The following is a 12,589-nucleotide window of genomic DNA, read 5'->3' as shown; positions in this document are numbered from 1 at the left end:
GCCGCGAAGGAGAACCCCCATGCGCAAACACGACGTCGAACGTCAGCTCCACGACACCGCCGAACGTGCCGCCGAACGTGCGCGCTACTACGCCGACGGCGCCAGCAGCAGTGCCAGGGACCTGCTCGAGCGCGGCCGCCGCCGCATCCACGAGCGTTTCGGCAGGCGTGCCGCCTACGGCGAACAGCTGAGCCGGGCCGCCGAGGACCTTGCCGACGAGGCGAACTACCACTACCGCCGGCTGCGCCGCCAGGTGAACCGTCATCCGGCCGCCACGCTGGCGATCGTCGCCGGTACGATCGGCGCGTTCTGGCTGCTGCGCCGCGTATTCCGCAGCGACGACGACTGACCTGGCCCGGGCGACAAGCGGCGCCGGCAACCAACAAGACCCGCCACCGGCGGGTTTTTGTTCGGCCGTCCAGACGTCCCGCGGCATGGTCGCGCCATGGCCACCGCCGGCCGTTCCCTCATGTATCGAGTGACTGTCGGGCATCGCCCCGCGGTGGCGGGTGTCGCCGAAGTCTGCGCCGGGTGCAGCAGAGGTGAAGAAAACCGCTCACGCGCATGAAAAACCCCGCCGAAGCGGGGTTCTCGTTGCACTGGCCAACCGGCTCACTGGCCAAGCGGGTTGGGCCGATCCGGATCGAGCTTGTATTCCTTGATCGCGCGACTGACGTCCTTCGCGTTCACCTTGCCGTCCTTCGCCAGGGCGGCCAGCGCCGCATGCGCAATCCAGTAGCGGTCCACCTCGAAGAAGTCACGCAGGTGCGCACGCGTGTCCGAACGACCGAAACCGTCGGTGCCGAGCACGGTGTAGCGCATGCCGTCGGGCAGGAATGCGCGGATCTGGTCGGCGTATTCGCGCACGTAGTCGGTGGCGGCGACCGCCGGGCCCTGGCGCCCCTCCAGCAGACCGGTGACGTACGGCACGCGCGGTTCCGCTTCCGGGTGCAGGCGGTTCCAGCGTTCGGCATCGAAGCCGTCGCGGCGCAGCTCGATGAAGCTGGGGCAGGACCAGATGTCGGACTTCACACCGAAGTCCTTCTCCAGCAGTTCGGCCGCCGCGATCACCTCGCGCAGGATCGTGCCGGAACCGAGCAGCTGCACGCGCGGCTCGCCCTTCTTCGGCTTGCCGCCGTCCTTGAACAGATACATGCCCCTGATGACGCCTTCCTCGCAACCCTTCGGCATGTCCGGGTGCGGGTAGTTCTCGTTCATCACGGTGACGTAGTAGTAGATGTCCTCCTGCTCCTGCAGCATCCGGCGCACGCCGTCCTGCAGGATCACCGCCACTTCGTAGGAGAAGGTGGGGTCGTACGACTTCACGTTCGGGATCGCGCCGGCCATCAGGTGCGAGTGGCCGTCCTCGTGCTGCAGGCCCTCGCCGTTCAGCGTGGTGCGGCCCGAGGTGCCGCCGACCAGGAAGCCGCGCGAGCGCATGTCGCCCGCGGCCCAGCACAGGTCGCCGATGCGCTGGAAGCCGAACATCGAGTAGTAGATGAAGAACGGCAGCATCGCCTGGTTGCTGACCGAGTAGCTGGTCGCCGCCGCCATCCACGACGCCATGCCGCCGGCTTCGCTGATGCCCTGCTGCAGTACCTGGCCCTTCTGGTCCTCGCGGTAGTACAAGAGCTGGTCGGAATCCTGCGGCTTGTACTTCTGGCCGAACGGCGCGTAGATGCCGATCTGGCGGAACATGCCTTCCATGCCGAAGGTGCGCGCCTCGTCGGCCACGATCGGCACCACGCGCTCGCCCAGCTGCTTGTCGCGCAGCAGCAGGTTGATGCCGCGCACCAGCGCCATGGTGGTGGAGATCTCGCGCTCGCCGGTGCCCTTGGTGATCTGCTCGAACGCGGCCAGCTCCGGCGCCTTCAGCTTGGCGTCCGCCTTGCGGCGGCGCTGCGGCAGGAAGCCGCCCAGCGCGCGGCGGCGCTCCAGCATGTATTCCACTTCCGGCGAATCCTTGCCCGGGTGGTAGTACGGCACCTCTTCCAGCTTGTCGTCGGGGATCGGCACCTGGAAGCGGTCGCGGAAGTGGCGTACCGCTTCGTGTTCCATCTTCTTCTGCTGGTGCGTGGGGTTCTGCGACTCGCCGCTGCCGATGCCCATGCCGTAGCCCTTGACCGTCTTGGCCAGGATCACGGTGGGCATGCCCTTGGTGTTCACCGCTGCGTGGTAAGCCGCGTAGACCTTGTGCGGGTCATGGCCGCCGCGGTTGAGGCGCCAGATGTCGTCGTCGCTGAGGTTGGCGACCATCTCGCGCGTCTGCGGGTACTTGCCGAAGAAATGCTCGCGCGTGTACGCGCCACCGAAGGCCTTGCAGGCCTGGTACTCGCCGTCGACGGTCTCCATCATCAGCTTGCGCAGCACGCCGTCCTTGTCGCGCGCCAGCAGCGGATCCCAGTAGGAACCCCAGACCACCTTGATCGCATTCCAGCCGGCGCCGCGGAACACGCCCTCCAGCTCCTGGATGATCTTGCCGTTGCCGCGCACCGGGCCGTCCAGCCGCTGCAGGTTGCAGTTGATCACGAAGATCAGGTTGTCCAGACCCTCGCGGCCGGCCAGCGCGATGGCGCCGAGCGACTCCGGCTCGTCGCACTCGCCGTCGCCCAAGAAGCACCACACCTTGCGGTCGGACTTCGGCACCAGTCCGCGATTCTCCAGATATTTGAAGAACTGCGCCTGGTAGATCGCCTGGATCGGACCCAGGCCCATCGACACCGTGGGCACCTGCCAGTAGTCCGGCATCAGCCACGGGTGCGGGTAGGAAGTCAGCGAACGGCCATGGCCGATCACGTCGGAACGGAAGAGGTCGAGCTGGTCCTCGGTAAAGCGGCCTTCGAGGAACGAGCGCGCGTAGATGCCGGGGCTGGAATGGCCCTGGTGGAACACCAGGTCGCCAGGATGGTCGGCACCGGGCGCGCGCCAGAAGTGGTTGAAGCCGACGTCGTACAGCGTGGCGCTGGAGGCGAAGCTGGCGATGTGCCCGCCCAATTCGCCCGGCTTGCGGTTCGCGCGCACCACCATCGCCATCGCGTTCCAGCGGATCAGCGAGCGGATGCGCCATTCCATCGCCGCGTCGCCGGGGCTCTTCGCTTCCTGGCTGGGCGGGATCGTGTTGACGTACTCGGTAGTCGGGTTGAACGGCAGGTAGCCGCCCGAGCGGCGGGTGGTGTCGACCATCCGCTCCAGCAGGTAATGCGCACGCTCGGTGCCGTCGTGGCTGATGACCGCATTGAGCGAATCGATCCATTCGCGGGTTTCGGTGGGATCGAGATCCTGGTTGAGGACGTCGTCGAGCTGGTCCATGGGGGGATTCTCCGCAATGCCGGCAGTGCGCCGGCCTGGATGGCAGACCCGCCGGGGGACGCGACGGGTGAACGCCTGAGTTTAGCCGCGGCGCGGCATGGGCGCCAAATGGCCGGCCATGCGTCGGCGCATGGCTGGGCCTTGCCTCAGCCGCGCCGCTCGCCCTGCGCGGCGCGGATCTGCGCATCCACCACCGCCACCGCGCTCATGTTGACCACGCGGCGCACGCTGGACGCCGTGGTGAGGATGTGGGCCGGCTTGTCCACGCCCATCAGGATCGGCCCGATCGCCACGCCGTCGGTCATCACCCGCACCATGTTGTAGACGATGTTGGCGGCGTCCAGGTTGGGCATCACGAACAGGTTGGCGCGGCCGCCCAGCGTGGTCTCCGGGTAGATGCGCCGGCGCAACGGCTCGTCCCACGCGGTGTCGGCCTGCATCTCGCCGTCCATCTCCAGCTTCGGCGCGCGTGCCTTGAGGATCTCGCGCACCCTGCGCATCTTCGCCGCGCTGGCGTTGTCGTGGCTGCCGAAGTTGGAGTGCGACAGCAGCGCCACCTTCGGCTCCACGCCGAACAACTTGAGCCGGTACGAGGCCTGCAGCGTGGCCTCGGCGATCTGCTCGGCGCTGGGGTCGAGCTGCACGTGGGTGTCGAGGAAGAACCAGGCGCCCTTGTCATTGATCACCCCGGTCATCGCCGAGGTGCATTGCACGCCGGGGTCCAGCCCGAACACGCTGCGCAGGTAGCCCAGCTTCTTGTGGTAGCGGCCGACCAGGCCGCAGATCATCGCGTCGGCCTCGCCGCGCTTGACCATCATCGCGGCGATCAGGGTGGGCCGCGAGCGCATCAGGTTCTTCGCCGCGTCCGGCGTCACGCCGCGACGACCGGTCATCGCGTGGTACTGCTGCCAGTACTCGTGGAAGCGCGGGTCGTCGTTGATGTTGGTCAGCTCGAAGTCGACGCCGGGGCGCATGCGCAGGCCCAGCCGATGGATGCGCATGTCGATCACGTCGGGCCGGCCGATCAGGATCGGCCGGGCGAGCTTGTAGTCGACCACCGTCTGCACCGCGCGCAGCACGGTTTCTTCCTCGCCCTCGGCGTAGACCACGCGCTTGGGATTGGCGCGGGCGCGGTCGTACACCGGCTTCATGATCAGACCGGTGCGGTAGATGAACTGGCCGAGCTTCTCCTTGTACGCCTCCATGTCGACGATCGGCCGGGTGGCCACGCCCGAGTCCATCGCCGCCTGCGCCACCGCCGGCGCCAGCATCACCAGCAGGCGCGGGTCGAACGGGCGCGGGATCAGGTAGTCGGGGCCGAACGAGGGCACCTCGCCGCCGTAGGCGCTGCCGAGGTCGGAGGCTTCCATCCGCGCCAGCGCGGCGATCGCGCGCACGCAGGCGGTCTTCATCGCCTCGTTGATCACGGTGGCGCCCACATCCAGCGCGCCGCGGAAGATGTACGGGAAGCACAGCGCATTGTTGACCTGGTTCGGATAATCCGAACGGCCGGTGGCGACGATGCAGTCGGGCCGCACCTTCTTGGCGTCTTCCGGCAGGATCTCCGGGTTGGGGTTGGCGAGCGCGAGGATGATCGGCCGCTCGGCCATGGTGGCCACCATCGCCGGCTTCAGGATGTCGCCGGCGGAAAGGCCGAGGAACACGTCGGCGCCGGCCACGATCCCGGCCAGCGTGCGCTGCTCGGTGTCGCGGGCGTAGCGCGCCTTGTCCGGGTCGAGGTGGTCGCGGCCCCGGTAGATCACGCCCTCGCGGTCGAAGGCGAGGATGTGCTCGGGCTTCGCGCCCAGCGCCACCAGCATGTCCAGGCAGGCGATGCCGGCCGCGCCGGCGCCGGTGGTGGCGATGCGCACGTCCTCGATCTTCTTGCCCACCACTTCCAGCGCGTTGACGATGGCGGCGCCCACGATGATCGCGGTGCCGTGCTGGTCGTCGTGGAACACCGGGATCTTCATCCGCTCGCGCAGCTTGCGCTCGACGATGAAGCACTCCGGCGCCTTGATGTCTTCCAGGTTGATGCCGCCGAAGGTGGGCTCCAGGCTGGCGATGATGTCGACCAGCTTGTCCGGGTCGTTCTCGGCCACCTCGATGTCGAACACGTCGATGCCGGCGAACTTCTGGAACAGCACGCCCTTGCCTTCCATCACCGGCTTGGCCGCCAGCGGCCCGATGTTGCCCAGGCCGAGCACCGCGGTGCCGTTGCTGATCACCGCGACCAGGTTGGAGCGTGCGGTGTACTCCGCCGCCGTGGTCGGGTCCTCGACGATCGCGTCGCAGGCCGCGGCGACACCGGGCGAGTAGGCCAGCGACAGGTCGCGCTGGGTCAGCAGCGAGGTGGTCGGGGTGACCTTGATCTTGCCGGGGCGCGGCAGGCGGTGGTACTCGAGGGCGGCGAGGCGCAGTTCTTCGGGAAGGCTCATGGATGCTTCGTGTGTGGGTGAACGGGGCGGCAGACACCCCGACGGAGGATGGCCTGTGATGTTAGCACCGGGGCGCCTGCCCGACCGGCGCCGGCGGGGCGGCGTCAGACGCTCTGCAGCAGTTCGTCACCCTGCACCCGGTTCAAGTGGATGCCGTTGATGAAAACCGAGAACGCCAGCTTGCCGGCCAGCCCGTGCACGCGCTGCATCCACGGCGGCAGCCAGCGCGGCGGCGCAATCGCGCCGGACTCGAAGTGCGGCTGCAGCGCGACCACGTCGTGCAGGGTCAGCTTGCCGGCGAACAGGTGGCGCAGCAGATCCATCCGCCGCCGCTTCAGGGCGAGGCGGAAGAACGTGTGCACGCTGAGCAGACCACTGAGGTAGACGTTGTCCTTGGCGAACGCCGCGCCGCCGCCCGGCGGCACCCCGCGGAACACGCGCTGGGCCGAATGGAAGCTGTCCGCCGGGCTCTGGCCGCAGGCGCTGAAATACCTGTAGACCTCGACGAAGTCGGCGCCGCCCAGCGCCATGTCGATCGCCAGGATGCGCAGGCTGATGCGCTTGAGCCGGGCGATGTCGATCGCGCCGGACATCAGCTCGGCGAACACCGCCAACCCTTCCTGGGTCGCGGTGACCCGCGGCGAGGTGCGCCCCAGCGAGGCCAGCAGCGGTTGCCGGCGGCCGTTCAGCGCGGTCAGCGAATGCACGAAGGCCTCGTGCGCCAGCAGCTGGTGGCGGTCGTATTCGCTGAAGCTGGCGCCGCCGCGCAGGCGGATGCGGGTGGCGCCGGCAGCGGCCTTGGCGGTCAGTTCGGGATCGACCTCGACGCTGATCGTGCCGGCGCCGAAGAATGCGTCCAGGGTGGCAGCCAGGTCGCCGCGCAGCTCGTCGGCCGGCACGTCCACGCAGCTGTCGTCGGCCAGCAGGTCCGCGCCCAGCTCATCGGACAACTCGACGAAGTAGCGTGCCGCATCGAGGTTGCTGCGCTGGCTGCCGGGGATGATGTCGTCCGGGCGTCCATACAGCGCGATCGACGGCGCAGTGACGCCGGCGGTCCCGACCGACTCCAGCATCTCGGCGGCGATGCGCCAGGACTCGGCGGTACGGCGCAGGTAGTCGCCCAGCGGGTCGATCTGCGCCACCTCGGCCGCGGCGGCCTCGATCGCCGCCAGCTCGGCGCGCGCCGCGGACAGGTCCGGCCGCGTGTAGCTCACCTGCGGCAAGGCGAAGCGGCCCCGGGCGTAGTCCGCGATCATGCGGTCCTCCAGCGACGCCGGCCACGCCACCGTGGGCAGGATGTGGATGCCGCGCACGGCCGCCAGCAGGCGCTGGTCGAGCGCGGCGTAGCGCTGCAGTTCCGGCGCGACGGAGGCGCCCGACGCGTTCAACTCACCACTCCGCCGCACGGGCCGGCGCGACCGTGCCGCCCGGGTATGGGGAAGACATCCGACGCATGCCCGCGCTCCGCCACGACGATGCCGCGATACTAGATGCTTTGGCGCGTGCCGTCCGCAAGCCGGCCGCGCCGCGGTTCACTCCCGCTCGCGCTGGCCGCGATGGCCGTGCGGCCGCTCGATCGGCCGGCCGCCGCGCTGGCGGCGCAGGCGCGCCTCCAGCGTCGCCGCCTGCTCCTCGCGCTCGTCATGCAGCTTGAGGTAGTTGCGCCAGCGCCCGGGCGCCAGCTCGCCGCTGTCCAGCGCCGCCTGCACCGCACAGCCCGGTTCGCTGCCGTGGCCGCAATCGGCGAAGCGGCATTGCTCGGCCAGCGCCTCGATGTCGGCGAACAGGTCGAGGTTCTCCTCGCCGGTCAGCTTCAGCTCGCGCATGCCGGGGGTATCGATCAGGCAGCCGCCCGAGGGCAGCTGCAGCAGGGCGCGATAAGTGGTGGTGTGGCGGCCGCGGCTGTCGTGGCTGCGCACCGCGGCGGTGGCCATGCGTGCCGTGCCGAGCAGGGTGTTGGTAAGGGTCGACTTGCCGGCGCCGGAGGAGCCGACCAGCACCGCGCTGTCGCCCGGCTGCAGGTACGCCGCCAGCGGCGCCACGCTGGCCGGGTCCTTGCCGTTCAGCGCATGGATCGGCGTGCCCGCGGGCAGCCGCGCGCGCAGCGCATCGACCTGCGCCGCGGCGTCTTCGTGCACATCCAGCTTGCTCAGCAGCACCACCGGCTGCGCGCCGGAGCCCTCGGTCAACGACAGGTAGCGCTCGATCCGCGCCGGGTTGAAGTCGCCGTCCAGCCCGGTCAGCACCAGCACGTAGTCGATGTTGGCGGCGATCAGCTGGCGCTCGTAGCGCTCGCCGGCCGCGGCGCGCGACAGCGCCGTGCGCCGCGCCAGCACCTTGACGATGTGCGGCGGCCGGCCCGGCTCGACCTCGACGAAATCGCCGACCACCGGCCGCTCGGCCGGGTCGAGGCCGCGCTTGAGGAAACGCCCGTCCGGCTGCGCGCCGAACAGGCTTTCGCCGTCGTGCAGCTCGTAGCCGGCGCGATGCTGGGCCACCACCCGCGCCAGGCCCACGCCGGCGGCAGGCAGCGCATCGCCGCGCCAGCCGATGCGGCGCAGGCGGTCGATCGTTTCGGCATCGCTCATTGGAGGAACCGGTCGGCTTGGTGTGGCGATTATGCCCTGCCTGAAGATTGCCCGACGATGAACCGCAAACCGGCCCAAACAGCCCTCGCGCTGCACTGCACCACGCTGCTAGCATCGGGCCGCCTCTCGACATCATCCCAAGCATGCAAAGGACCCCGGCGTTGGCCCCGATCACACCCAGTGCGCAATTGGCGGACGTGCGCTACGAAATCCGCGGTGCGCTGACCCGGCGCGCGCGCGAACTGGAGGCCGCCGGCCTCGACATCATCAAGCTCAACATCGGCAACCCCGGACGCTACGGCTTCGAGGCGCCGGCGCACCTGCGCGAGACAATCGCCAGCCACCTGCGCGACAGCGAGGCCTACGGCCACGAGCAGGGCCTGGAAGCGGCCCGCGAGGCGATCGCCGCGCAGCAGCGCGCGCGCGGCGCACAGGGCGTGGCGCCGGAACGCATCTTCGTCGGCAACGGTGTCAGCGAGCTGATCGACCTCAGCCTGCGCGCACTGCTGCAGCCGGGCGACGAAGTGCTGCTGCCCAGTCCCGACTACCCACTGTGGAGCGCCGCCACCATCCTCAACGGCGGCCGCCCGCGCTACTACCGCTGCCAGGCCGAGCACGGCCATCTGCCCGATCCGGACGAAGTCGAGGCGCTGGTCACCCCGCGCACCCGCGCGCTGGTGCTGATCAACCCGAACAACCCCACCGGCGCGGTGTACCCGCGCGCGCTGCTGCAGCGGCTGGCGCAGGTCGCGGCACGCCACCGGTTGCTGCTGCTGGTCGACGAGATCTACGACGAGATCCTGTACGACGACGCCGTGTTCCAGCCGCTGGCCGAGGTGGCCGGCGAACTGCCCTGCCTCAGCTTCGGCGGCCTGTCCAAGGTGCATCGCGCCTGCGGTTACCGGGTCGGCTGGATGAGCCTGTCCGGCGATCCCGCACGCAGCGCCGCCTACCGCGACGCGCTGCAGCTGCTTGCCGCGCTGCGCCTGTGCGCCAACGTCACCGCACAATGGGCGGTACCGCCGGCACTGCAGGACGCTCCCACGATCGGTGCGCTGACCGCCCCGGGCGGCCGCCTGCACGAGGCGCGCCGGCAAGTGCTGGCGGGCGTCGCTGCCAGCGACTACCTGGAACTGGCCGCGCCGCAGGGCGCGCTGTACGCGTTCCCGCAGGTGTGCGCCGAGCACTTCCCCGTGTTCGACGACGAGACGTTCGCGCTGCGCCTGCTGGAGGAGGAATCGGTGCTGGTGGTGCCCGGCAGCAGCTTCAACGTGCCTGGCAGCCGCCACTTCCGGCTGACCCTGCTGCCGCCGCCGGCACAGCTCGGCGAGGTGTTCGTACGGATCGAACGGGTGCTGGCGCGGATGGTGCGCGAGCAGGCGCCGCTCTCGGCCGCGCTGGCCTGAGTGGCGCGATGGCACGCTTCCTCGCCCTCGGCGACTCCTACACCATCGGTGAGGCCGTGGCCGCACACGAACGCTGGCCGGCAGTGCTGGCGCGGCATCTGCGCCGGACCGGCACGCCGCTCGACGAGCCACAGGTGGTTGCCGTCACCGGCTGGACCACCGACGAGCTGTGGCGGGGCATGGACGTAGCCGCGCTGGCGCCACCGTACGACCTGGTCAGCCTGCAGATCGGCGTGAACAACCAATACCGCGGCCGCCCGGCCGACGACTATCGCGACCAGTTCGCCGGCCTGTTGGCACGTGCCGTGGCGCTGGCCGGCAACCGCGTCGCGCACGTACTGGTGGCATCGATCCCCGACTGGGGCATCACCCCGTTTGCCCGCGAACAGGGCCGCGACGCCGCGCGCATCGCGGCCGAACTGGACGCCTACAACGCGATCGCCCGCGCCGCGACCGAGAGCGCCGGCGCCCGCTTCGTCGACATCACCGGCATCTCGCGCGCCCATCCTGCCCTGCTCGCCGACGACGGCCTGCACCCGTCGGCTGCGCAGTACGCACTATGGGCGCAGGCGATCGCGCCGGCGGCCCGCGCCGCGCTGGCCACGTAGCCGCCGCAACCGCGCTGCAACCTGCCCGCCATCGCGCGGTGACACGGCCGGCGCACGCTGCCGCCCCGGGCCACCAGCGGGGACGTGCCATGACCGGCTTCCATTGTCGCAGCGCCTTCATCTCCGACGTACATCTGGGCACGCCCGACTGCAAGGCCGCCTACCTGCTCCACTTCCTGCGCCGGCTGCGCTGCGAGAAGCTCTACCTGGTCGGCGACATCATCGACGTGGAGGCGCTGTCGCGACGGCGCTGGTGGCATCCCTCGCATAGCGCGGTGATCGCCCAGGTGCTGGCGCTGGCGCGTCGCGGGGTCGAGGTGGTGTACATCCCCGGCAACCACGACGCGCCGCTGCGCGGCCTGCACGGACAGTGCGTCGGCGGCGTGCGGATCGCGCTGGACGCGGTGCATGTGGCCGCCGACGGCCGCCGCTACCGGGTCAGCCACGGCGACGAGTTCGACCCCGCGCGGATTGGCCGCCGCTGGATGCTGCTGGGCGAGGCGATGCACCGGCTGGTGTGCTGGAGCAACCGCCGGCTGCACGCGTGGCGGCAGCGGCTGGCGCTGCCGTACCTGCCGCTGTCGATCATCCTGAAGTCGCGCATCGGCAAGGCGCTGGCGTACATCCGCGCCTACGAGCAGCGCGTGGCCGACGACGCGCGCGAGCGCGGCTTCGACGGCCATATCTGCGGGCACATCCACTTCGGCCACGTGCGCGAGCTGGGCGGCGTGCTCTACCTCAACGACGGCGACTGGGTCGAGCATTGCACTGTGCTGGTCGAGGACGGCGCCGGCGCGATGGAACTGCTGCACTGGAGCGAGCACGCCACCGCACTGGGTCGCGCCAGCCGCGAACGGGTCTGGCCCTCGCCCGCCGCGGTGCTGCCGCTGGCGCCGCTGGGTGCGGCCCACCGCCGCGGCGAGGCGGACGCATTGCACCGGACGGCTTGAACGCCAGGCCGGGGCACCGCATGTCGGAGCGGCGTATCATGTCGTCTTCCCCGCCGGAGGTCCCCCGATGTCCCTCGACAGCAACACCCGCGAACGTATCGAAACCCTGCTCAAGGACCACCGCGTGGTGCTGTTCATGAAGGGCAACCGCAGCCAGCCGATGTGCGGCTTCTCCGCCGCTGCCAGCAACACGCTGAACGAGCTGTTGGCGGATTACCACACGGTCAACGTGCTGGACGACCCGGAGATCCGCGAGGGCATCAAGGCCTACGGCGACTGGCCGACCATCCCGCAGCTGTACGTGGAGGGCGAACTGGTCGGCGGCGCCGACATCATCCGCCAGATGTACGGCAGCGGCGAGCTGCACCAGCTGTTCGGCGTCGCCGCGCCGGACCGCACCCCGCCGGAAATCACCATTACCGACGCCGCCGCGGAGGCGATCCGCCAGGGCACCGCGAACGCGCAGGGCATGGCGCTGCACCTGGAGATCGGCCCCGACCACAGCGCCGGCTTCCAGCTGGCGCCAGCCGGCGAGCACGACATCGTGGCGCACGCCAACGGCCTGGAGATCCACTTCGACCCGGCCAGCGCGCAGCGCGCCAAAGGCATCGTGATCGACTGGGTCTCCACCGTGCAGGGCGAGGGCCTCAGCCTGAAGTTCCCGGGCGCACAGGAGATCAAGTCGCTGAGCGTGCAGCAGCTGCAGCAGCGCCTGGCCGCCGGCGACCTCGTGCTGATCGACGTGCGCCCCGCCGCCGGCCGCGCCATGGCCGCGCCGCTGGCGCAGGCGCGGGTGCTGGAGGAAGAAGGCTACGAGGCGCTGGCCAGCCTGCCCAAGGACACCGCGCTGGCCTTCATCTGCCACCACGGCATGTCCAGCCGCGCCATGGCCGAACGCTTCGCCGCCCACGGCTTCAGCAACCTCTATAACGTGGAAGGCGGCATGGACGCGTGGGCCAGCGAAGTGGATCCGGGCGTGCCCCGCTACTGATTTTCCTCTCGCCATGCGACACGCCGGAACGCCCGCCTTGCGGGCGTTTTTTATGCCCGGCGGGCAGCGTCCATTCATGCAGCGTTAATGCTGAAATCCGCAAGCCGCAATTACTTGCGATTAATAGAATCTCATTACGAGATTTCTTGACGTCAATTCTTGCATTCCACAAGTATTTGCGTGATTGCATCGTGCATGCCGCCATTGTTTTCGATATCCGTCATTTATTACGACTTAGCATGAAATATGCCAGCTATTGCATAGCTGTTTTATTACTGAATTCATAACTATTGCGTAAC

General features: G+C 69.5%; 9 protein-coding genes. 5 read left to right on the top strand and 4 right to left on the bottom strand.

Annotation, left to right across the window (positions count from 1 at the left end; genetic code table 11):
• Positions 1-19 precede the first annotated feature (19 nt).
• Positions 20-349 carry a hypothetical protein gene (locus R5H19_RS01530; RefSeq protein ID WP_318157209.1) on the top strand — a complete coding sequence of 110 codons (330 nt, stop codon included), beginning with the start codon at positions 20-22 and terminating at the stop codon, positions 347-349.
• Positions 350-612: 263 nt separating this feature from the next.
• Here R5H19_RS01530 and aceE read toward each other — a convergent pair whose 3' ends face one another.
• The 4 genes from aceE to rsgA all read right to left on the bottom strand — a co-directional run bounded on the left by aceE (position 613) and on the right by rsgA (position 8,335).
• The gene (gene aceE / locus R5H19_RS01525; RefSeq protein ID WP_318157208.1) at positions 613-3,309 is read right to left on the bottom strand and encodes a pyruvate dehydrogenase (acetyl-transferring), homodimeric type; all 2,697 of its coding nucleotides are present in this window, start codon (positions 3,307-3,309) and stop codon (positions 613-615) included.
• Between the two features lie 146 nt (positions 3,310-3,455).
• Entirely contained in the window at positions 3,456-5,747 is a 2,292-nt protein-coding gene (locus tag R5H19_RS01520) for an NADP-dependent malic enzyme (RefSeq protein WP_318157207.1), read from the bottom strand.
• 104 nt (positions 5,748-5,851) lie between these two features.
• The gene (locus R5H19_RS01515; RefSeq protein WP_318157206.1) at positions 5,852-7,135 is read right to left on the bottom strand and encodes a flavohemoglobin expression-modulating QEGLA motif protein; all 1,284 of its coding nucleotides are present in this window, start codon (positions 7,133-7,135) and stop codon (positions 5,852-5,854) included.
• A gap of 144 nt (positions 7,136-7,279) precedes the next feature.
• Complete coding sequence (gene rsgA, locus R5H19_RS01510) at positions 7,280-8,335, bottom strand: ribosome small subunit-dependent GTPase A (protein ID WP_318157205.1); 1,056 nt, start codon at positions 8,333-8,335, stop codon at positions 7,280-7,282.
• A gap of 161 nt (positions 8,336-8,496) precedes the next feature.
• Here rsgA and R5H19_RS01505 point away from each other — a divergent pair, with 161 nt between their 5' ends.
• The 4 genes from R5H19_RS01505 to grxD all read left to right on the top strand — a co-directional run bounded on the left by R5H19_RS01505 (position 8,497) and on the right by grxD (position 12,290).
• Positions 8,497-9,741 carry an aminotransferase class I/II-fold pyridoxal phosphate-dependent enzyme gene (locus R5H19_RS01505; RefSeq protein ID WP_318157204.1) on the top strand — a complete coding sequence of 415 codons (1,245 nt, stop codon included), beginning with the start codon at positions 8,497-8,499 and terminating at the stop codon, positions 9,739-9,741.
• Between the two features lie 8 nt (positions 9,742-9,749).
• Positions 9,750-10,349, top strand: a complete 600-nt coding sequence (locus R5H19_RS01500; RefSeq protein ID WP_318157203.1) for an SGNH/GDSL hydrolase family protein — start codon at positions 9,750-9,752, stop codon at positions 10,347-10,349.
• Between the two features lie 89 nt (positions 10,350-10,438).
• Complete coding sequence (locus R5H19_RS01495) at positions 10,439-11,299, top strand: UDP-2,3-diacylglucosamine diphosphatase (RefSeq protein ID WP_318157202.1); 861 nt, start codon at positions 10,439-10,441, stop codon at positions 11,297-11,299.
• Positions 11,300-11,366: 67 nt separating this feature from the next.
• Positions 11,367-12,290, top strand: coding sequence for a Grx4 family monothiol glutaredoxin (gene grxD / locus R5H19_RS01490; RefSeq protein WP_318157201.1), 924 nt, complete (start codon positions 11,367-11,369; stop codon positions 12,288-12,290).
• The last annotated feature ends 299 nt before the right edge of the window (positions 12,291-12,589 follow it).

Origin of the sequence: Rhodanobacter sp. KK11 (genome assembly GCF_033345435.1) — a bacterium.
Classification (GTDB): domain Bacteria; phylum Pseudomonadota; class Gammaproteobacteria; order Xanthomonadales; family Rhodanobacteraceae; genus Rhodanobacter.
Note: the sequence above shows the minus strand (reverse complement) of the source record. Positions and strands in the feature narration are given on the sequence as shown.

Bases quoted from the DNA above. Each gene is read 5' to 3' on its own strand.
- R5H19_RS01530 (WP_318157209.1), top strand. From the start codon at position 20: ATGCGCAAACACGACGTCGAACGTCAGCTCCACGACACCGCCGAACGT.
- aceE (WP_318157208.1), bottom strand. From the start codon at position 3,309: ATGGACCAGCTCGACGACGTCCTCAACCAGGATCTCGATCCCACCGAA.
- R5H19_RS01520 (WP_318157207.1), bottom strand. From the start codon at position 5,747: ATGAGCCTTCCCGAAGAACTGCGCCTCGCCGCCCTCGAGTACCACCGC.
- rsgA (WP_318157205.1), bottom strand. From the start codon at position 8,335: ATGAGCGATGCCGAAACGATCGACCGCCTGCGCCGCATCGGCTGGCGC.
- R5H19_RS01500 (WP_318157203.1), top strand. From the start codon at position 9,750: ATGGCACGCTTCCTCGCCCTCGGCGACTCCTACACCATCGGTGAGGCC.
- R5H19_RS01495 (WP_318157202.1), top strand. From the start codon at position 10,439: ATGACCGGCTTCCATTGTCGCAGCGCCTTCATCTCCGACGTACATCTG.
- grxD (WP_318157201.1), top strand. From the start codon at position 11,367: ATGTCCCTCGACAGCAACACCCGCGAACGTATCGAAACCCTGCTCAAG.